The sequence below is a fragment of the Levilactobacillus cerevisiae genome (assembly GCF_003946245.1).
In the GTDB taxonomy this organism is placed as follows: Bacteria; Bacillota; Bacilli; order Lactobacillales; family Lactobacillaceae; genus Levilactobacillus; species Levilactobacillus cerevisiae.
Genome location: NZ_RHNN01000004.1, coordinates 127,130 through 147,403, shown reverse-complemented (window position 1 = coordinate 147,403; position 20,274 = coordinate 127,130). Strand labels below are relative to the sequence as shown.

Genomic DNA, 20,274 nt, shown 5'->3' with positions numbered 1-20,274 from the left:
CTCAAAAAAAATTGCCTAATCTCAAAGGATTAGACAATTTTATAAATGGAATTACCAACAACAGTTGACATAGAACCTAAAGTATTTAGAGGACGGCTTTTTTAGTTACTTTCGATCGTTATGGCGATCGATTAATATCATTAATGTGGCAAATGCCAGCATCAATGACAGCGCCTGAAACACGCTCATAGGCTGTGAAACCTTTCTTCAGATTTTTCCATGTCTCCATAGACATCACCTCGAAAGGAGAAAAGACAACCTCCGTTCACAAAACTTCCTGCATGCACTAGTGTAACAGAGATAGGTTCATTCTCTTCATGATACGTCTTATAAATAATTTTGTACAAATAACGAGTCTGGGACACAATCCCAGACTCGTTTTTAACACTAAACTATATAGCTGAGACATGTGCCAAAGGAGAAAACGAAAGCCAGCTAACTGCCTTTCGTCCTACTCTTAACGATACACCAACGGCCCAGAAATATAGACCGACTGATTCCGAAACTGATCCTTCATCAAATTCGTAATCATGAACGCCGCTAAATCCGCACGACTCAGCTCATCGTGGACCGATTTCGGGGTGAACTCGCCGTACCGGTAGGCCTTCGTGGCGGGATCAAACGTTAACCATGACGGTTGGACGTTGGTGTAGGTCAGTCCTGATTTTTTTAGGATAGCGACCTGTTTTTCTTTGTTCGTCGTTCCCTCTAAATAGTCCTGCCGCACACCCATAAATTCCGTCAACTCCGCCGCGGTTAAACTCTGGCGAGAGGCCACATCCGCGCCATAACCAGTCACGATTTCTACCCGGTCAACGTTGACCGCCCTCATGGCTACTGCAATCTGCCGTACGGGATCCACCACGCCAAAGTCGCCGAGTGAAATAATTACTGCGTCACTGCCAGCAATCACCTTTTGCAAGCTCATCTGGTCCGTGTAGTCCGCAATCTGAACGCTCACGTTGGCCTGTTCCGAAACATTTCCGGCCTGGCGACTCACCGCCACAACCTGATTTCCTTGTGCGACCGCTTCATCAATCAAGAACTTGCCAACACTCCCGCTGGCACCAAAAATAACAATTTTCATCTTACCGCCTCCAATTCCGTCACCGTTGTACCAGATTGCCACTGGGCCTCATCGACTAGATTGACAAACATTAACCAAAGGGGCAACGACAGTGTTTCTGGTTCCGGTGCAGTTTCCATAAGTGATCTCCTTTTAATGACTAAACATTTATTTAATAATTAAGTAAAAATAAAAATCGCGCTAACGATTTTTTAATACACCTTGGATGGATAAACGAATGACCGTTTCCAACTCACTCAACATCATCGGCTGATCCGTAACCACCCGCTGCTTCTGCACCATAATAAACGGTGCAAACAGCAGTGCGTACAGTGTTTCCTGGTTGTTGATCACGAACATCCCCGCCTCGTTCAGTTCTTGAAACAAATTATCAACTGGCTGAGCCAAGCGGTTCCCTTGCCGAATTACCTCGGCCGTGACCACCTTGGGATTGTCACGAACCTCGTCCAGGTAAATCGACTCAAGCGGATGCTCGTGAAACTGTTGGGCGAAGTGGTAAACGCAGTTGAACAGCTTGTCCTCTGGTGTCTTCCCCGCAGCAATCGACGCCCGTAACCCTGTATCCAACAAGTCCTTGACGTCCAGGTAGATCTTACCCAACATGTCCGTCTTATCCTTGTAGTACACGTATGGCGTCCCGGAGCTCACGTTGGCGTGCTTGGCGATCTTACCAAATGACAGACCCGCGATTCCCTCATCCCGCGTGATTTCAAAAACAGCTAATTTGACACGTTCTTTTTTTCCTTCATCAATTTTTCTCATGAGTTTATATTAAACGATTGATTAGTTACTGTCAACCATTTTTCCCACCTTTCCTAAAATTTCATCAGCCGTGGCCACAATGTTTAGCGTGGCGCGCTGGTCAAACTCCGTCGGTCGCGGGTTAATCTGAATCACCTCGGCGTAGTCGTTGAGGTAATCGTAATAGCCGTTAGACCCCGTGACAATCACCAAATCCGCCTGGTCCATCCACGCGTTGGCCCGCTCCACGGCAACTAGGTCCCGACCAATGTGATCATGTGCGGGGGCCGGGGATAGCAAGCCACCACACACGGGACAACGCGGCACACTACCCTGTTGCCACACGCTAACGGGATAGACCCGCCCGCAGTCGACGCACACATTTTCATTGAAGCTGTGCCAAATATTCGCAACGTTTACGGAACCTGCCAGTTCGTGCAAGTAGTCCACATTAGTCGTAACGACCCCCTGTAGCAAGCCCTGTTGCTCGAGACGAGCCAACTCACGGTGAGCAACGGTCGGCCCAACGTCAAACATGCCATGGAGGAAGGTCCGCTGCAGTTGGTGATAATAACTTTTCGGATCTCGTTTCAGCTCATCCTCAGAAGACAGCAGATTGCCGGCAAGTGGCGACATATGTTCCAGGTCGGCAATCCCACTGGGCGTAGAAATCCCAGCCCCAGTAAGCGCAACGGTAAAATGACTCCGACGCAGCGCAGCAACCAGAGTAGAAACGTCAGCGGTGACTTGTTCATTGGTTAAATTCATAATGCTCATCTCTTTCAATTAAATAATCATTTAATTAACGTTGAAAATTAAACGACTCTACGGGTGATTGTCAAAATAGTAACTTACGTTTGGCAGTCACGTGAATCGTTAATCAGTATATTAAACGTTCATTTAATAATTGTCAAGTCTTTCCCCCAAGAAAGGTTATCCCTGATACACTGCTTAAAAATCACCGAGCCCTCTTACCCGCTGGCTCCCCGTCTAGAACACCATTCTCTACAGTAAAACCAATGAAATCAGTAACACTCTCCATAGAAAATGGGACCAGCCGGCTCACCGCCAGTCGATCCCATAATCACAAAATATTAAAATGAAAGAACATCCAGCCCGGACCGGACTACTGTGGCCATAGCCGGAGGCAGCTAGGTACGTAGCTCTCTGTGTCGGTGTTGTTAGACCGGTGAATTTTCCGGCCTTACAACATGGGTCGTGTGGGGAGACTTGCGCCTTTGGCAAGGCTTCCCACCGCCTCCGGAGACCGCACTTTGGCTCCGGAGGGTCGCCCCACAAGAGCGGAGTACCTAGCTGCCGCAGGCGGCAAAGACCACCGTAGACCGTTTACCGGAATGTTGAGAAGAGGTTGGCGAAGCTGCTGCTGGCCCGGTAGAACACCGGTGGCATCCCCATCGGCGCTGCCACCGTCACGCGGTCTTGCCCACGAAACAGTTCGCCGCTCCAGAGATGGCACCACTCGCCACCCGGCAGGTAAACGCTGCGTTGCGTCTCGCCCGGCTTGAGTACGGGCGCCACCAGGAGATCACTGCCCAGCGTGTAACTGGTGTGCTCATCCCAGGTTTGCTCGTCCTCTTCGTCCGCCAAGACTAACGGCCGCATCACGGGCATCCCGGTCGCGGTATTTTCCTGCATCACGGCTCGTAGGTACGGCGCCAATTGCTGGTGCACCCGCGTTAGCCGGGCCACCTGGCGCATGGTTGCGTAGTCGTCATAATACTGGAAATTCTCACTGGGCCGGTTGCCTTCGTGGGTCCGCATGAACGGGGTAAAGGCTCCCAGTTCCAGCCACCGCAACCACAGTTCCTTGGTCCGAACGTTGCCAAATAAACTGGTATAGCCGCCAATGTCGGGATGGGTCAGACCGTTACCCGTTAAGCCAACCGTCAACATCCCCGTCAGAGCGGAGGGTAACCCGTCATCCGGCGTCCAATCGACACTCTGGTCACCCGCCCACAGGAGTGGCGCGTAACCCTGGGTACCGGCACCACCAGCCCGGAAAAAGGGCACGACTTCGCCCAATTTGCCAGCATGTTCCAGCGCATCGCGGTTTAATTTTGCCCACAGCACTGGCCATTGGTTGTGCGCCAGCATCGGGTCGGCCTTGCCGGCCAGTTGCACGTCCGTCGGCAAATACTCACCGAAATCGGCCATCCAACCGCTCATATCGAAGTCAATCAGGCGTTGCTCGATGATTCCCTGGTACCACTGATAAGCCGCGGGATTCAAGAGATCGACGACCCCACAGTTGAACTCGCCGAAATCGACCAAGTAGACGTCGCCATCGGCCTGGGTGGCCAGGTAACCGGCGTCCTTTGCCGTGGCAAATAACGGTCCATCGTCGACCACGTACGGATTAATGTAGCCGAGGAATCGAATACCCTGCTGCCGCCATTTTGCAATCTGCTCATCGAGCCCCGGATAGAAATCTTGATCCCAATGCCAATCCCAGTGCAGACGTTTGCCAAAACTGGTGAACAGCGGCCCTTCCCAGTCCTGGAGCCAAACGCCAGCAACCTTAATGCCGGCGCGTTGTGCGGCTACCACGCGGTCACCCACCACCTGCGTGCCGCCTTGCAGGCCGAGCACGACGCCCTGGTTCGCCCAATCGGGTAAGACCGGCTGGGTGCCGAACCAATCCTTGGTCAACCGCACCAGGCCCGCTAAGGTCGGTGCGCTGGCTAACCACACGGAATCCGGCACCGCCCAGGCACTCAGCTCCGTATAACGGTGGTCCGTAAAGTCCAACTCGGCATAGGCCGTCGTGGCTAAATGGACCATCTGATGGCGACTGGTCAGGTAGGTCGCCTGGGGGTAATTCGAGGTGTAATAGTCCCCACCCCCGCCGTTGTTTCGGTCGGCGGCCTGCGTGATGGCCGTCTGCTTATTCCGGCCCACGCCCGGCTCGGAGGTCCAAATTGGAAATGTCCGCCCAGCCAGGTTGAGGTAACTCATCTGTTCCCCACCACCATAAAATCGGTCGCTGGGTTGCGCGGTCAGCCGCAGCCAAAAGCGGTTTAATTTTGCCGCGAGCGCCTTGAAATCTAAGTGCCAGCCACCATTGACGTAATGAATCAGCACGCGTAAATAGCTGGGACTATCAGGGGCTGGCGCCAGTTCGAGCGTGGCCGAAGTCGCAGAACTGGTGAACGTTTGCACGACCGGCAACCCAATCCGTTCCACGTTGGTGTCGTGGAGCTGGAAGTTTCCCTGATTCATTTTCACCTGGCTATCGCCGTCACCCACCGCAATGGCCGGGTGCGCCACCGTGCTGTGCAGGCTGGCCTCCGGTTGATGGGCCCAGCGTAGTTGCCAGTCGTCGGCCACGGCCTCATCGCGCACTGTTAACTGCTCGCCGTCTAAACAAATTTGCATGCCGTTACCTCCGTCTTCGTGTTAATACTGTGTTACGGGTAAATGGCACCATTGACCCAACCACTTGATGGCCGTGGTGTAGTCGCCATAGACCAAGGCAAAGTGGGATTCGGCCCCGCTCTGCGCCAGGTTGTGAACCAGTTCATTGATTGGCAGGTCGACCTGAACCTTGCCGGAGAAACCGTTGTATTGGTTCTCCACTGGCAATGCCTTCCCGTGGATGCTGATCAAATGATACCCGTCCGTGTCGTAGTGGACCCGCAACAGGGTGACCTCGCCCGGCTTCAGGGAGCCGTCGACACTGACCCCAATTTTACGGTTCGGGTGAACCCCAGCCGTGGCTGGGTAGTCGGGATTAGCCAAGTCGTAAGGCCCATAATCGTGCCAAATGGTCAGGCTGTTATCCGTTTCGTCTTCACGACACAGGTCGCCCAAGAAGACCGGGTCACTGTGGCCTTTCAAGGCTTGCAGGACGTACATGGAAACGGCCCCGTGGATGTCGCCCTCTTCCGCCACTGGCGTCTTTTGATTCGTCAGTTGGGAGAAGACGCCCCCCGGTGCACTGTCAAATTTGTCAAAGAAGTCTGGCCAGCAACGGGATGCGATGGCGCCCAGGTTGTCGTCGTGAATGTGATCTTGCATCACGGTCACGTACTGCGCCATCTTGATTGCCCGCGGATCTTTTGGATCCAGGTCTTTTAAATGTTGCTCAGCGTAGGTCAGTTGGGCCTGGTAGGCTGTTGGCGCCAAGGTCGTCGCATCCTGGAACGCGTGGTCAATGGCGTAGTGCTTCAGGGTCACGCCTAAGCTGGCGCGCAGCTCTTGCGGATTGGTCCCGGAGAAGTTAAAACCCGGTGGGAAGGTCCCCACGACGCCGACCGTCAAGTGTTGCAGGTCGTGGTAGGCTTGAACGGAGCTGATAAACTGGCGCACGGCTTGGGCACCAGCGTCCTCGTCGACGCCACCGATAAATTCTTGGTAGACCTGACCGTGCATGTGCAGGTAGTTGGCCGTGCTCAAAAGCCCCGTCATGGCGTTGAGATGTAACCAGCCATGAACGCTAGGTTCCTTTTCAATCAAGAGGAAGACGGGAACGGCATAGCGTTTCACCAGTTCCGTGACGAACTCTTGGCCGGTAAAGGTCAGCTGTTGGAAAATGATGGCCGTGGGTTCTTCCTCGAGGTTTTCAATGAAATTCAACAGTTCTGCGGGTTCCCCCAGCGGCTCGTGGGGCGCCACGATGGCGGGTTCGATTAATTTTAAAGTGGCCAGCGTGGTTTCAAACCGCTTCTGGGCCAGTTCGGCGTCAAACTTGCGGCGCACAACGGGAATATAGACTAAGCTCATCGGCCTACACCTCCTTAGGTGTGTTGTCCCAAGCGTCCTGGAACCGTTTGAGGCCCAGATCCGTGTACGGATGGTAGAAACTGTCCTTGTAAACGTCGAGAGCAGCCGTCACAATATCGGCGCCAGCCAGGGAAGCCTGCACGATTTGGTGACCACTCCGGACTGCGGCGACGATGATTTCCGTCTTATAATTGTAGTTCCGGTAGATTTGGGCAATGTCCTTGACGTAAGCCATGCCGTCTTCACCGTTCAATTCTTTCCAGTTCACAAATGGTGAGGCGTACTTGGCCCCAATCTTCGCGGGCATGATGGCTTGGGCGGCGGAGAAGATCAACGTCACGTTGGTCCGAATACCCTCTTGCTCCAGCTTCCGGGCCGCGATGATCCCGTTCTCCGTTGCCGGAATTTTGATGGCAAAGTTGGCGGACAACTCGTGAATCTTTTCGGCCATCGTTATCATGTCAGCCGTTTCGGTCAAATGGGGATTGATTTCGATTGAAATGGGAAAGTCGGGTTTGTCAGCGGCGAAGTCGGCTAAATTCTGCACGGCCACCATAAATGGTTGACCACTAGCCATGATGTGCTTGGGATTCGTGGTGACGCCATCGATACCGTAGTTGTCGTAAGCATAGTTAATTTCGTCCATTTTGGCACTATCTAAAAAGTATTTCATGATTTACGCGTCCTTTCAGTTTTCCGTAGAAGTTGCTTCGACGACGGCCTCTTTGTCCCGCCGTTTTAAGAGCTGGACCAAGACCTCGTGATACCGTTTTTCAGTTAAGGGATACAGAAAGTGCATGATGACCACGGTCATGAGCGCCATCGCGGCTGAGTAGAAGAACATCAGCCCCCGAATTCCCAGTAAGGCCGTGGCGGTCTGCGTTTGGTTCGGCACGTAGCCGACCCAGGTCAAGATGACCCCGGGGATGAAGCCAGCAATCGCTTGGGATAACTTCCGGAAGTAGGTGAAGGCCGAATAGACCATTCCCTCGGAACGAATCCCACTTTGCCATTCGCCGTATTCCACACAATCGGAGACCAAGGCCCAGTTCAGCGCGCTGGTAAACCCGTTACCCAGGTAGGCAATGCTTGTAAAGATAACTAACATAAGTGTGCTGCTAGCAAAGAAGAAACCGAGAATATCAGCGGTCGCCCAGATTAGGCACCCCATCGCATAGACGGTCTTCTTATCGAAACGCTTCGTCAACATTGGCACCAAGGCCACGGCGACGAAGACCATCCCAATACTGAAGAACCCGAGGTAAGAAACGGCAGCACTGTCTTTTAAAATGTATTGGCAGTAGTAAACTTGCACGGCCAATTTCAAGTTGAACGCAGAGAAGGTAAATAAGTTGACGATACATAAAGTGACCAGCGGCTTGTTCTTAAGTAAGGCTTGGAAACTCTTCTTCAAGTCTGCCTTAGTGGCCTTGGGCTTTGGTTCTTCCTTGTAAACTTCCTTGATGTTAAAGTAGGAAATCCACTGACAAGCAACCCCCACGATGGCAAAGCCAATGACGGCCACCGTGTAGCCTTCGTGATCGGTTGGCAACATGTTAACAATCGGCATGAACCCAATCGTCGCCAGCATCAGGCCCAAGTTGGACCCCGCTTGCCGGAACGAAGCCAGCTCGGAGCGTTCCTGACTGTTTCGCGTCATGGTTGGAATCATGGAACCAAACGGCACGTTAGAAATCGAGTAGACGGTCCCAAAGATCATGTAGGAAATGTAGGCCCAGATCATTTTGCCAGTCACCGAGAAATCCGGCACGGAGAAGTTGGCAATCAACATCAGTGCCAGGGGAATTGCGGCCCAGAGAATGAACGGCCGGTATTTCCCACGAGGACCAATATTTTGTCGGTTATCGATCCAGGTCCCCACGCTCATATCCATGAACGCGTCCCAGACTTTCGCCACTAAGAAGACCGTTCCTGCTAATGCTGCAGGTAGTTGAAGAACATCGGTAAAGTATTTTAATAAGTAAAGTTGTCCCATATCGAACAGGAAGTTGTTACCGACGTCCCCGATGGCATAGCCAATCTTGTTCCGGAGCGTCGTGGTTCGTGGGGCAATTGTTTCTTCGGTACTTGCGGCATTATCACTCATTCAACCGCCTCCTTATTTTGGTAGCACAACAATCTTTGCGTTCATAAATTCCATAATACCCAGGTCACTCATTTCGCGACCGTAGCCAGAGTTCTTGACGCCACCAAATGGCAGTTCGGGAATCCCCGTGGAGCCCTTGTTGATGAAGACTTGACCAGTGGCCATGCGACTCGCCACCCGTTTCGCCCGTTCCTCGTCACCCGAGAAGACGGCCCCCGCCAGTCCAAATGGCGTGGCGTTGGCAACTTCCACGGCCTCATCATCGGAATCGACCACGTACAGTTGGGCAACGGGGCCGAAGAATTCTTCTTGGCTAGCCGGATTGTCTAAAGTGATGTCCCCCAACAGTGTGGGGCGGAAACCAGTCGCGGCACCCACCGGCCCGCCAGCCACGATGGCGGTCGCACCGTTTTGCACGGCGGCGTCCACCTGTTGGGCCAACTTGACCTGGCCCGCCTTAGACGCCAAGGGTGCCAACGTGGTTTGTGGGTCCATGGGATCACCTACAACCTGCGCCTCAAAGATTTGCTTTAACCCCGCCGTGAATTCATCGGCAACTTCCCGCCGAACGATAAACCGTTTGGCAGAGGTACAAGTCTGCCCGGAATTCCGCAACCGCGAAATGGCCGCTTCAGCCAGGGCGTTGTCCATGTCGGCATCATCTAAAATCAAGCAAGCATCACTCCCGCCCAATTCCAAGGTACTCTTGGTCAGGTTTTGTCCCGCCAAGCCAGCCAATTGGCGACCAACGGGTTCGGATCCGGTCACGGCCAGTCCCTGAACGCGGTCGTCCGCAATCACACGGGCCACTTGGTCGTGGGTCAAGCAGAGATTCTGGAAGGCGCCCACCGGCATCCCTGCTTGACGCGCCGCCTGTTCAATCAGCTCTGCACAACCGGCAACGGAACTCGCATGCTTCAAGATCACTGGGTTTCCGGCCAAATAGTTCGGCGCCAGGACCCGAATGACTTGCGTATAAGGAAAGTTCCAGGGTTCCACGCTCATGACGATTCCGGTTGGTGCGTACTCTAGTTGAGCGTGCGCATCGTCGGGACCGTAAACGTAAGGTTTGGGGGTGAGAAAGGCCACACCATTGTTAGCGTAGTACCGCGTAATGTTGGCGGCGGCGTTGGATTCCCCCTGCCCTTCCTTAAATAATTTACCCATATTGTGGGCGGCCTCTTCGGCAAATTTATCGGCTTCGTCGTCAAAGATTTGGGCGAGGGCCAGTAAATGCTGGGCCCGTTCAAAGCGGGTGGTCGGTTGTTCGGTAAAGTATTTCTCGCTAACGGCAAGCGCTTGATCAACTTCTGCATCGGTAGCGTCGGGGTAAGACCGGTATTCAGCACCGGTCATGGGATCAATAACACGATAAGACATAGAACACACCAATCCTTTCAAGTTCTAAACTATCTCCATTATGCGAGTCGGATTTGTGAAAATTGTGAAGATAAATCCAATATAATGTTAAGGAATGGCTAGAGGCATAGGTTTTCTTTACCTTTCTTATCGCAAACCTAAGCGAAGCCTAATGTAAGCTTAAAACCGCAATGTGCTGGTTATGAAAGCGCTTGAAATAAAGGACGCCCGCCAAATAACGTCGCGGGTGTCCTTTCCGTAAAATCCGAACAAATCGTTGGTGAAGCCTGTGCCTCCGGGATGGTGAAAATAAGACTGGACCGCAGCGCGCGGACCGAATCCTTAAGTTGCAAGTGATTTCCGTTCCCGGCGGCGAGTTCAAGGTGCCCTGCTGTGGGGCCCGGCTCCGGCCTAAGGGGCGGTCCTGCACCTCGACTTGAAGCTTCACTGGAAACCGTGAATCTCCAAGGTCGTCCCATGGCCTAAGCTGAGAAAATCGCTCAGCTAATGCCATCGACACAGCTGGGCACCTTGACTCGCCTCTGGTCACTTACACTGGCAGCTCAAGTTTCTGTCGTGTCAGGGACGTCTCATTTTCACCATCCCTCCGGCTGACACAGGCCTCACCAACGATTGAATCAGCGTTTCAGTTAACTTGTACGAGGTCCGTCAATTACTGATTGACCTATTCCCTGAACTCAACGGATAATCTCGTCCAAGTCAGCAGTAAGCCACAGCAGATTAGGACAACGCCCCAACAAACCAGTCGGATTTCACAGACAGTTGCCAGAACTAGTTGGCAGTGCTTGATCTTAATGGGCTTCGGGCTTTCGGGTTCCAGCGCCGAACGAATAAATTTGTCGACGCACAATCAAAGAGCCGGAGGAACCCTGGAAGCCGCAGGCGGCTAATTTACCACAACCTGCACTAACACTTTTGAACTAGATCCCCAAAGTCCCGAGGTTTCTCACTCGGCCTAGAGCATGGGGCGACCTTTGAGACGCCTGAACTTTGCGGCTCAAAGTCGAGCTGGAAGACCGCTCCTCAGGCTGGAAGCGACCCCACAGCAGGTGGAACCCTGGAAGCCGCAGGCGGCTAATTTACCACAACCTGCACTAATGGTTTTGACCTAAGATTCTAAGACCCTAAAACCCCAAGACCAAGCCCGAAGACCAAAAGAAAACACCGTAGCCCAAGAACGGCTACGGTGCAATGGAACAAGTTATTTTCTAATCAACGAAGCCTCGTGAGCCCGTTGGGTGTACATGTCAATTTCATCATCGTCAGCCCGTACCCAGTGACGCGGTGCGATTTCAACCAGGTGACGTTCCTTGCCATCGTTTTCACCGGAGCCGTCGTAGTGAATCTCTTCCCGGGTCCGTTCAAATTCAGGATCAGGGACGGGAACGGCGGACAGTAAACTCTTGGTGTAGTCGTGCAGCGGGTGAGCGTAGATTTCGTCAGAGTCGGCGATTTCTAGCATCCGGCCGTAGTGCATGACCCCGATGCGATCGGAAATGTACTTCACCATGGAGAGGTCATGGGCGATGAACAGGTACGTTAAGCCCTGTTCCCGCTGCAACTTCTTCATCAGGTTAACCACTTGGGCTTGGATAGAAACGTCCAAAGCGGAAATGGGTTCATCAGCGATCACAAACTTGGGATCAACGGCTAACGCCCGGGCAATCCCAATCCGTTGGCGTTGGCCACCAGAGAATTCGTGGGGGTACCGACTGGAATGGTCCTTGTTCAACCCAACCGTTTCCAGCAAGTCCTCGACCCGCTTCGTCCGGTCGGCGTCGTCCTTGGCCAAATGGTTGATATCAATCCCTTCGGCGACGATATCCTTGACCTTCATCCGTGGATTCAAGGAAGCGTAAGGATCTTGGAAAATCATTTGCATGTCTTGGCGGAATTCACGTTGATCGGCTTTACTCTTAAAGTTATCGACGTTCTTCCCGTTAAACAAAATCTCACCTGACGTGGGTTCGTACAAATGAATAATGGCACGACCGGTCGTGGTCTTCCCAGAACCGGATTCTCCAACTAGTCCAAAGGTTTCCCCGCGGTAAATATCAAACGAGATATCATCGACGGCGCGGACCTCATCAGCCTTACCCACGTTGAAGTATTGCTTGAGGTGCTTGACCTCGAGGATTTTATCGGCATTTTCGTAATCCATTATTGCTGTTCCTCCTCTTCTTCAACTGGCACGGCTGGCCGTTGTTGGGCGACCAAGTCCTTTTGCATCTCGGCGTATTTCTTTTGCCGGGCCACAATTTGAGCGGGCGGCGTAACTTTTGGTGCTTCTGGATGGAGCAACCAGGTTGCGGCGTAGTGCGTATCAGAAACCTTGAAGAATGGTGGTTCCTGTTCCGTATCGACCTTCAAAGCGTACGCGTTCCGAGCAGCAAAGGCGTCTCCCTTGGGCGGATCCAGTAAGTCTGGTGGCGTCCCAGGAATTGATGGCAACTCATCCCCACTCGAATCAAGCGTCGGCATAGAGCTCAACAGGCCCCACGTGTACGGATGCTTCGGGTTGTAGAAGATTTCATCAACGGTCCCGTATTCCACAATCTTCCCCGCATACATAACGGCGACCCGGTCGGCCATGCCGGCCACGACACCCAAGTCATGCGTGATAAAGATGATTGAGGTGGAAATCTTGTCTTGGAGTTCCTTCATCAGGTTCAAAATTTGGGCCTGAATCGTCACATCCAAAGCAGTCGTTGGTTCATCGGCAATCAGAATTTCTGGATAGTTGATCAAGGCAATGGCAATCACGATCCGTTGCCGCATCCCACCTGAGAATTGGTGCGGATAGTCATTGATCCGGTTTTCTGCGTCGGTAATCCCAACTAATTTCATCATTTCCAAGGCTTGTGCCAAGGCTTTTTCTTTCTTCATGCCCTTGTGGACCATCAATGGTTCGGCTATTTGCTTACCGATTTTCATTGTTGGGTCCAGTGAGGTCATTGGATCTTGGAAAATTTCGGCAATATCTTGGCCCCGAATACTTTCCATATCCTTGTCGCTCTTCTTCAACAGGTCTTGGTCCTTGTACAGGATCGAGCCACTGGTGATGTCGGCGTTCCGAGCGTTTAACCCCATGATTGTCCGGGTGGTCACGGATTTACCGGAACCAGATTCCCCCACAATCGCCAAGGTTTCACCCTTCCGCAGATCAAAGCTGACGTTCCGGATGGCCTTAACGTCACCGGCGTAAGTTTTGAAATTCACCTGCAGGTTGCGTACTTCCAAAATGTTTTTTTCGTTCTCCATGACGTTAGTTCACCTACTCTTTCGTCCGCGGATCAAAGGCATCCCGTAAGCCATCACCCAAGAGGTTAAAGGCTAACATGATGATGGAAAGGACCAGTGCTGGCCACCACATTTGATATGGTAAGAACTGGAAGTTCTTCTGCCCATCGTTCAACAACGTCCCTAGTGAAGCCTGTGGTGAGGAAATCCCAATCCCAATGTAGGACAAGGTGGCTTCGAAGAAGATGGCGTTAGGGATGGTAAACATCGTGTTAATGATGATCACACTGGAGAGGTTCGGCAGAAGATGCTTAAAGGCAATCTTCATCGGTCGCTCACCCAGCGTTCTCGCCGCCAGAATGTATTCTTGTTCCTTTATCTCCATCGTTTGCGCTCGGACGAGTCGGGCCATGTTGGTCCACGACGTCAACGCGATGGCAATGATGATCGAGGTCATCCCGGGTTTCAGAATCAAAATCAACAGGACGATCACAACTAGGTTAGGGATGGACAAGATGATTTCAATGATTCGCTGCATAATGGTATCTATGCGGCCACCTTTCCACCCCGAGAACATCCCGTAGGTCACCCCAATCGTTAAATCAAAGAGGGTCGCCACTAACGCAATGATCAAGGAAATCCGTGTCCCGTAAAGGACTCGTGAGAACAGGTCCCGGCCTAAGTAGTCGGTCCCCATCACGTAAAACTTGCTGGAAGCCCCAGCCTGCTTGTAAGCATCGATTCGTTCGCCCGCTTGAACCAACGTCCCGTTGAACCCGTTAATGTTGATGCCGGGAATTTTTGACGGTAAGTTGGCGTAAGACGGGTGCACGGCGTTCGGGTCATGTGGCGAAACCACAAGGGACCCAAAGGCCATGATGAACACAATGGCTAAGACAATCAAGGATACCCAAGCACCCTTGTTCTTCTTCAACCGCCGCCATGCATCTTGCGCGAAGGTTAAGGAAGGCGCCGCAATTTTTTCACTGTCGAGCGCTGCCCGGTCATCGGCATTGATTCGCTTAAAGCTATCTTCAGGGAGTTTAACTGTATCTGCCATTTATTTACCTCCTAGTTAGCCTTTCCTGTAAGCCGAATCCGTGGATCAACGATACCGTATAAGATATCAGTGAACAACAGAACGACACAGAGCATGAATGAATAGATGATGGTCAAGCCCATGATGGTTGGGTAATCGTTCGTCAAGACGGACTTGACGAATTGTTCCCCGATACCAGGAATGGAGAAAATGTTTTCAACAACCATGGATCCAGTCATGATGTTAACGGCTAACGGCCCAACAATCGTAATCAACGGAATCAAACTATTCCGGAGTGCATGGTGGTAAATAACCCCCGTACGACTCAAGCCTTTCGCCTTAGCGAGCTCAATATAATCTGAACTCAACACGTCGACCATTTCGGTTCGGACGAACCGCGCCGATTCGGCTAACGGCGTCGCTCCTAGCGCAAGGGTTGGCAATACCGTGTAGATAAAGCCGCCCCATTCGGCGATTGGGAACCAGCCGAGCTTCAACCCCAGGTAATACTGGAGTAAAACGGCCAAGACGAAGGATGGAATGGAAATCCCTAAGATGGAAACAACGGTTGCGGTGGTATCAACCCACGTATTTTGCCGCATTGCCCCAAAGGATCCCACAAGAATTCCGAGAATAACCCCAAAGATCATGGCTTGCAGCCCAATCTGCAAGGATGGTCCGATCCGACTTGATAACAAGTAGGAAACGGGTTGATCACTAAATTGGAAAGACGTTCCGAAGTTACCACGCACGGCGCCTGCCAGATACAGCAGGTACTGTTGCCAAACTGGCTTGTTCAAACCATATTGTTCGTAGATCAGCGCAATCTGACTCTTGGACAACTTAGCTTGGTTGGTCAGTGGCGTTCCGGGTAACAACTTCATCAGGAAGAACGTCACGGTAATAACGATGAATAAGGTCAGGATCAGGTAGAAGATCCGCTTTGCTAGGTACTTTGCCATTTGTTTACCTCTCAATCAGTAGACTTATTCGTTACCGTTAAGTTGTTAAACTTAACAAAAACTCCACGAAAACAACAAGATGATAAATGATTGCAATAATATCGAAAAGTAAGGACCAACTCGCGTTAATCCTTACTCCCCGATAATGCTTATTTGGTTAGGCTCTCACCTAACACGTGATACCTGAGTCACACGTATGCCTACTTGATGTAAGCTTGACTGAAGTCCCAGTTAGCGCCGGTTGGGAAGTAAATCAATCCCTTAACATCGGACTTGACCAGTTGGGCTTTCCCTTGTTGGTAAACGGGGATGATCCCTTGGTCGTTTAAGAGGGTCTTTTGCGCGTTAACCATGTCGGTCCAACGAGCAGATGAGTTGTTGGCATCCTTACCAGTGGCTGCGGCAACATCCTTGTCGTAAGCCTTTGAAGACCATTTCCCGTTGTTGTATGAGTTACCAGAAGTAAACAGGGACAAGAATGAGATTGGATCTGGGAAGTCAGCGCCCCAAGCGGAGACGACGGCATCAAATTGACCATTTTGTGAACGGCTTAACCGTGTCTTGAATGGTAAGTTACTGTTCGTAACCTTGATGTTGCCTAACTTCGCCCATTGGCTTTGAACATATTCAGCGATGTTCTTACCAGCTGGGGTGTCATCGGCCATCAACGTGAATGAGTAACTAGAACGACCGGTTTCCTTCAAGGCTTCCTTCCAAAGCTTCTTGGCCTTGGTTAAGTCTTGTGAGGTAGCGGAGGAGACACCAGCAGCGGTGTTGAAGTCCGTCCCGTTCTTAGAAGCTAACCCAGTTGAAACCAGGCCCTTGGCAGTCGTTGAACCATCGGCTAAGACCTTGTTAACAAATTGCTTCCGGTTGATTGCTAAGGATAAGGCTTGACGCGCCTTCTTGTTCTTCATCATTGAATCTTTCTTTTCGTTCAATTCAATGTAGAAGGTCGAAGCACTCTTCCGTTCAACGTATTGCTTACTGTTCTTGTAGTTCTTTGGTTGTTGACCACTCAAGTATGTTGCGTCCAGCTTGCCACTTTGGTATTGACTCAAAGCAGTTTGTGGATCCTTCATCGTCTTGAAGTTAATCTTCTTTAGTTTAACATTCTTGGCGTTCCAGTACTTGGTGTTTTTGCTCATTGTCCAGTTATCAGACGTCCCAGTCCAGTACGTCAACTTGAACGGACCGTTGTAGACGTTATCAGCTGCGTTCGTTGCGTACTTCTTACCGTACTTTTGAACAACTGACTTGTTTTGTGGGAAGAACATTGGACTTGCAACCAATGAAGGGAAGTAACTAGTGGCTTGCGTTAACGTGACAACCACTTTGTAATTACCCACGGCCTTGATTCCTAAGCTAGAAACTGGCTTCTTCTTGTTCATGATGGCGTTGGCGTTCTTAACCTGCGCGTACATGTAAGCGTATTGTGAAGCCGTCTTGGGGTTGACGGTCCGTTGCCAGGCGTAAACGAAGTCTTTAGCGGTTACCTTGTCGCCGTTACTCCAGTTAGACTTACGTAAGTTGAAGGTGTAAGTCTTCCCGTCCTTTGACTTGGTGTAGCTCTTAGCGACCCCAGGGTGAATGGAACTGTTCTTACCGATCCGGAGAAGACCTTCACCGGTGTTGTTCATGGTTTCCCCTGAAACCACGTCGGTTGCGGTGGATGAATCCATAGATGGTAAAGCGGAACTTTCCATCCAGTTTAGCGTTTGCTTACTGGAACTGCTAGAAGTTGACGATGACCCACACGCTGCAAGTAATACAGCTGCGAACGTCGCCACCGTTCCTAGTTTGACTGCCGAATTGATTTTCATTTTTAAATCCAACCCCTCTTAGTGTTGTTTGAGAAATAAATTGACAACCTCAAATTTGATATTGCAATTGTATATTAGAAAACAATTAAAATCAATGGTAAAAGCACATTTAATTTAAAAAGTTTTATAAGAACGTTGATACAGCAGTGTTTCAAATGAAAAATTAAAATCTCATGTCACATTTGATTTGGGATAAATTTCCGTTTTGTGTATACCATATGCAGAAAAATGGCATAAAGTTTGCCCCGCTAATCATTGAAATCTCGGCGTTGGTTACGGTTACAAGAAGTTAGTAAATCCTTTTATGAGAGTTCGGCGAACGCCGATTGACGGGAATCCGTGGTCATTGGGGACTGGATTTTATTCCCGTAGTCGCGACTCATCAGCCCTCAGCATCCTCAAAATTAGTAATATTCATTTTTGCTAGGATCGTGTATAGCTTTCTAAGTTTTCCGTAAGAGCGGTCAACGAACAAAAGGATAACCGACTGAAGACGTCATCCGGTCGTGAATGGGCCTAGCAGTCCGCTCACGACCGTCTAACACCATGACTGGTCAAATACCTATCCATACGAAAACAGGACTGACTTGCCCTCTCTAGGAGCAAATCAGTCCTGTTCTTATTTTCTGCGATCTAAAGGTTGCAACCTTTAGATGTACGCAGGGATAGAACACTGTCTAAACCTGCCGGCTTACCGTTCGCCAAATTTAGGCCGGAACGCTGTGGGTAGGACGCCGGTAGCCTGTGAAGCGGTCTACCGGCTCGCTTTGAACCGCCAGAACCGCGTTTCAAAGTCGCCATTTTCCAAGAAGACCACTTAGAAAATCCCACGGCTGAGCCTAAATTTGGCTCACTCACGCCTACATAGACGGTGCCAATTACGGTAGACAAACGTTGACAGTCCAGCGATTGTCACGGCAATATCATGTTGAAGAGCAATCGTAGCCGAAGGAGGACAGGGATGCAGGCAGCTGTGTCGACGGCGTTAGCTGAGCGATTTTCTCAGGTTACGCCGTGGGACGCGTTTGGAGACTGACGACCTTTGGCAGGCTTCAAACCGAGCCGGAGGACCGTTCCCCCAGGCCGCAGGCGGTCCCCACAGCAGCCGGAATCTCTGGCAGCCGCAGGTGGCAATCCCCCACCAACCTTTTACTTGGAGATATATGCTTTGCTGAAGTCCCAGTTGGAGCTAACTGGGAAGTAGACGATTCCCTTGACCTTGGACTTCATCAATTGTGGCTTGCCACTCTGGTAAACCGGGATGATGCCTTGATCCTTTAACAGAACCTTTTGGGCATCAACCATGTTCTGCCAACGAGCGGCTGGCTTGTTCGCATTGGTGGTCGTTGCTTCCTTGATCAATTTGTCATAAGTCTTGTTGGACCATTTCCCATTGTTGTACGAGTTGTCCGACGTGAAGAGGGACAGGTCGGTGATTGGGTCTGGGAAATCAGCGCCCCATAACGTCACGACGGCATCGAATTGGCCGGATGCAGAACGCGTCAACCGCGTCTTGTATGGCAAATTAGAGTTCGTTACCTTAAAGTTAGGCAGCTTCGACCATTGGCTTTGCACGTATTCTGTGGTGCTCTTGCCTTCAGCCGTATCATCAGCCATTAACGTCAGGGAGTAGCTCTTGCGGCCCGTTTCCTTCAGGGCTTCTTTCCACAGCTTCTTGGCTTTGGCCACGTTGTGTTCCGTTGCGGCCGGAATCGAGGCTTCAGAAGCGAAGTCTTTGCCATTGCGGACAGCTAAGCCGGTGGTGACGATACCGTTGGCGACCTTGGACCCGTTGTCGAGCACCTTGTTCACAAATTGTTGCCGGTTGATGATTAAGGACAAGGCTTGACGGGCCTTCTTGTTCCGCATCATGGAGTCTTTCTTTTCGTTCAATTCCAGGTAAGCAACTCGAGAGCTGTTCCGGGCGTGGTATTCCTTACTGTTCTTGTAGTTCTTCGGTTGTTGCCCACTCAGGTAAATGGCATCGAGCTTGCCACTCTGGTATTGGCTCAAAGCCGTCTGAGGATCCTTGACCGCACTAAATTTAATGTGCTTCAATTTCACGGACTTGGCATTCCAGTACTTGGTGTTCTTGGTCAACGTCCAGTTGTCTGACGTCCCGGTCCAGTAAGTCAGCTTGAAGGCCCCGTTATACACGTTGTCCTGAGCGTTGGTGGCGTACTTCTTGCCGTACTTCTGCACGACGCTTTGGTTTTGCGGGAAGAACGCAGTCTGAGCTACCAAGGTTGGGAAGTAGCTCACGGGGTGAACCAGCGTGACCTGCACCTTGTAGTTGCCAACGGCCTTGATGCCCAAGGTTGAAACGGCCTTCTTGCCATTCATAATCGCGTTGGCATTCTTGACGTCAGCGTACAGGTAGGCGTATTGTGACCCCGTCTTCGGGTTAACGGTGCGTTGCCAGCCGTAAACGAAGTCTTTGGCCGTTACTTTGTCCCCGTTACTCCAATTGGATTTCCGCAGGTTAAACGTATACGTCTTGCCATCCTTGGATTTGCTGTAACTCTTGGCAACCCCGGGATGCGTGCTACTATTCTTGCCAAACTTCAACAGGCCCTCACCCGTGTTGTTCAGCGTTTCACCGGAAACGACATCGGTCGCCAGCGAATTATCCATGGTAGGCAACGAAGAACTTTCCATCCAAGTCAACGTTTGATCTTTGGCCTGACTACTGCTACTGGACGAGCCACAAGCAGCTAACGCCACAGTAGTCAACGCGGCCACCGTCCCTAACTTTAAAACTGATTTTACCCTCATCAAATTCCGACCCCTCTATAAGTTGGTATGTCCAAACAACTTGTTGATACAGACCACTATAGATTAAAACTAAATGAGAATCAATACTAAATTCTCATTTATTGAAACTTTCTACACTTTTTGTTAACAGTCCAAAAGCCGCCGCCCCGTCGTACTACCGGCTAAGTGATACTTATTGTTTATAAAATTTTCGTTAGAGGCGCCAACACCCTTGTCACAATTAGAGCTACACCATTTCCGTGAGATTCAAAACCTGGTCAATGATCCGAAATTGACGTTGACTACTACCACCGGTGACTAACACCAATTTAAGTGTCGAACCACAATCGTAGCCGGAGGAAGCTGGAGATGGAGGTAGCCGTGACAACGGTGTTGGC

16 protein-coding genes are annotated in these 20,274 nt (G+C 51.1%); all 16 read right to left on the bottom strand.

Features of this window, described 5'->3' with window-relative positions:
- Positions 1-105: 105 nt before the first annotated feature.
- The 16 genes from EKM99_RS15965 to EKM99_RS02785 all read right to left on the bottom strand — a co-directional run bounded on the left by EKM99_RS15965 (position 106) and on the right by EKM99_RS02785 (position 19,897).
- The gene (locus EKM99_RS15965) at positions 106-189 is read right to left on the bottom strand and encodes a putative holin-like toxin (RefSeq protein WP_225419762.1); all 84 of its coding nucleotides are present in this window, start codon (positions 187-189) and stop codon (positions 106-108) included.
- A gap of 268 nt (positions 190-457) precedes the next feature.
- Positions 458-1,087, bottom strand: a complete 630-nt coding sequence (locus EKM99_RS02850; RefSeq protein WP_125580741.1) for an NAD(P)-dependent oxidoreductase — start codon at positions 1,085-1,087, stop codon at positions 458-460.
- On the bottom strand, positions 1,084-1,206 hold the full coding sequence (locus EKM99_RS16055; protein ID WP_263853860.1) for a hypothetical protein: 123 nt from the start codon (positions 1,204-1,206) through the stop codon (positions 1,084-1,086). The genes EKM99_RS02850 and EKM99_RS16055 overlap by 4 nt, the downstream gene beginning before the upstream one ends.
- 61 nt (positions 1,207-1,267) lie before the next feature.
- Positions 1,268-1,849, bottom strand: a complete 582-nt coding sequence (locus EKM99_RS02845; RefSeq protein ID WP_125580739.1) for a TetR/AcrR family transcriptional regulator — start codon at positions 1,847-1,849, stop codon at positions 1,268-1,270.
- Positions 1,850-1,870: 21 nt separating this feature from the next.
- The gene (locus tag EKM99_RS02840) at positions 1,871-2,596 is read right to left on the bottom strand and encodes an SIR2 family NAD-dependent protein deacylase (RefSeq protein WP_164511495.1); all 726 of its coding nucleotides are present in this window, start codon (positions 2,594-2,596) and stop codon (positions 1,871-1,873) included.
- A gap of 579 nt (positions 2,597-3,175) precedes the next feature.
- Positions 3,176-5,224 (bottom strand): alpha-glucosidase, encoded by a 2,049-nt coding sequence (locus tag EKM99_RS02835; protein ID WP_125580735.1) that lies wholly within the window; start codon positions 5,222-5,224, stop codon positions 3,176-3,178.
- Between the two features lie 21 nt (positions 5,225-5,245).
- The gene (locus EKM99_RS02830) at positions 5,246-6,571 is read right to left on the bottom strand and encodes a hypothetical protein (protein ID WP_125580733.1); all 1,326 of its coding nucleotides are present in this window, start codon (positions 6,569-6,571) and stop codon (positions 5,246-5,248) included.
- 4 nt (positions 6,572-6,575) lie between these two features.
- Positions 6,576-7,244 carry a transaldolase family protein gene (locus EKM99_RS02825; RefSeq protein ID WP_125580731.1) on the bottom strand — a complete coding sequence of 223 codons (669 nt, stop codon included), beginning with the start codon at positions 7,242-7,244 and terminating at the stop codon, positions 6,576-6,578.
- A 15-nt stretch (positions 7,245-7,259) separates the two neighbouring features.
- Positions 7,260-8,678 (bottom strand): glycoside-pentoside-hexuronide (GPH):cation symporter, encoded by a 1,419-nt coding sequence (locus tag EKM99_RS02820; RefSeq protein WP_125580729.1) that lies wholly within the window; start codon positions 8,676-8,678, stop codon positions 7,260-7,262.
- A 12-nt stretch (positions 8,679-8,690) separates the two neighbouring features.
- On the bottom strand, positions 8,691-10,058 hold the full coding sequence (locus EKM99_RS02815; RefSeq protein ID WP_125580727.1) for an aldehyde dehydrogenase family protein: 1,368 nt from the start codon (positions 10,056-10,058) through the stop codon (positions 8,691-8,693).
- 1,201 nt (positions 10,059-11,259) lie between these two features.
- A complete protein-coding gene (locus tag EKM99_RS02810; protein ID WP_125580725.1) occupies positions 11,260-12,219 on the bottom strand; it encodes an ABC transporter ATP-binding protein in 960 nt (319 codons plus the stop codon).
- Positions 12,219-13,319, bottom strand: a complete 1,101-nt coding sequence (locus tag EKM99_RS02805) for an ABC transporter ATP-binding protein (RefSeq protein WP_125580723.1) — start codon at positions 13,317-13,319, stop codon at positions 12,219-12,221. The genes EKM99_RS02810 and EKM99_RS02805 overlap by 1 nt, the downstream gene beginning before the upstream one ends.
- Before the next feature lie 13 nt (positions 13,320-13,332).
- Positions 13,333-14,358 (bottom strand): ABC transporter permease, encoded by a 1,026-nt coding sequence (locus tag EKM99_RS02800; RefSeq protein ID WP_125580721.1) that lies wholly within the window; start codon positions 14,356-14,358, stop codon positions 13,333-13,335.
- An 11-nt stretch (positions 14,359-14,369) separates the two neighbouring features.
- The gene (opp3b, locus tag EKM99_RS02795) at positions 14,370-15,299 is read right to left on the bottom strand and encodes an oligopeptide ABC transporter permease (RefSeq protein WP_125580719.1); all 930 of its coding nucleotides are present in this window, start codon (positions 15,297-15,299) and stop codon (positions 14,370-14,372) included.
- Between the two features lie 200 nt (positions 15,300-15,499).
- Complete coding sequence (locus EKM99_RS02790) at positions 15,500-17,122, bottom strand: peptide ABC transporter substrate-binding protein (protein WP_125580717.1); 1,623 nt, start codon at positions 17,120-17,122, stop codon at positions 15,500-15,502.
- Positions 17,123-18,271: 1,149 nt separating this feature from the next.
- Positions 18,272-19,897, bottom strand: a complete 1,626-nt coding sequence (locus EKM99_RS02785) for a peptide ABC transporter substrate-binding protein (protein ID WP_125580715.1) — start codon at positions 19,895-19,897, stop codon at positions 18,272-18,274.
- Between the last annotated feature and the right edge of the window lie 377 nt (positions 19,898-20,274).

Bases quoted from the DNA above. Each gene is read 5' to 3' on its own strand.
- EKM99_RS15965 (WP_225419762.1), bottom strand. From the start codon at position 189: ATGAGCGTGTTTCAGGCGCTGTCATTGATGCTGGCATTTGCCACATTA.
- EKM99_RS02850 (WP_125580741.1), bottom strand. From the start codon at position 1,087: ATGAAAATTGTTATTTTTGGTGCCAGCGGGAGTGTTGGCAAGTTCTTG.
- EKM99_RS16055 (WP_263853860.1), bottom strand. From the start codon at position 1,206: ATGGAAACTGCACCGGAACCAGAAACACTGTCGTTGCCCCTTTGGTTA.
- EKM99_RS02845 (WP_125580739.1), bottom strand. From the start codon at position 1,849: ATGAGAAAAATTGATGAAGGAAAAAAAGAACGTGTCAAATTAGCTGTT.
- EKM99_RS02840 (WP_164511495.1), bottom strand. From the start codon at position 2,596: ATGAATTTAACCAATGAACAAGTCACCGCTGACGTTTCTACTCTGGTT.
- EKM99_RS02835 (WP_125580735.1), bottom strand. From the start codon at position 5,224: ATGCAAATTTGTTTAGACGGCGAGCAGTTAACAGTGCGCGATGAGGCC.
- EKM99_RS02830 (WP_125580733.1), bottom strand. From the start codon at position 6,571: ATGAGCTTAGTCTATATTCCCGTTGTGCGCCGCAAGTTTGACGCCGAA.
- EKM99_RS02825 (WP_125580731.1), bottom strand. From the start codon at position 7,244: ATGAAATACTTTTTAGATAGTGCCAAAATGGACGAAATTAACTATGCT.
- EKM99_RS02820 (WP_125580729.1), bottom strand. From the start codon at position 8,678: ATGAGTGATAATGCCGCAAGTACCGAAGAAACAATTGCCCCACGAACC.
- EKM99_RS02815 (WP_125580727.1), bottom strand. From the start codon at position 10,058: ATGTCTTATCGTGTTATTGATCCCATGACCGGTGCTGAATACCGGTCT.
- EKM99_RS02810 (WP_125580725.1), bottom strand. From the start codon at position 12,219: ATGGATTACGAAAATGCCGATAAAATCCTCGAGGTCAAGCACCTCAAG.
- EKM99_RS02805 (WP_125580723.1), bottom strand. From the start codon at position 13,319: ATGGAGAACGAAAAAAACATTTTGGAAGTACGCAACCTGCAGGTGAAT.
- EKM99_RS02800 (WP_125580721.1), bottom strand. From the start codon at position 14,358: ATGGCAGATACAGTTAAACTCCCTGAAGATAGCTTTAAGCGAATCAAT.
- opp3b (WP_125580719.1), bottom strand. From the start codon at position 15,299: ATGGCAAAGTACCTAGCAAAGCGGATCTTCTACCTGATCCTGACCTTA.
- EKM99_RS02790 (WP_125580717.1), bottom strand. From the start codon at position 17,122: ATGAAAATCAATTCGGCAGTCAAACTAGGAACGGTGGCGACGTTCGCA.
- EKM99_RS02785 (WP_125580715.1), bottom strand. From the start codon at position 19,897: ATGAGGGTAAAATCAGTTTTAAAGTTAGGGACGGTGGCCGCGTTGACT.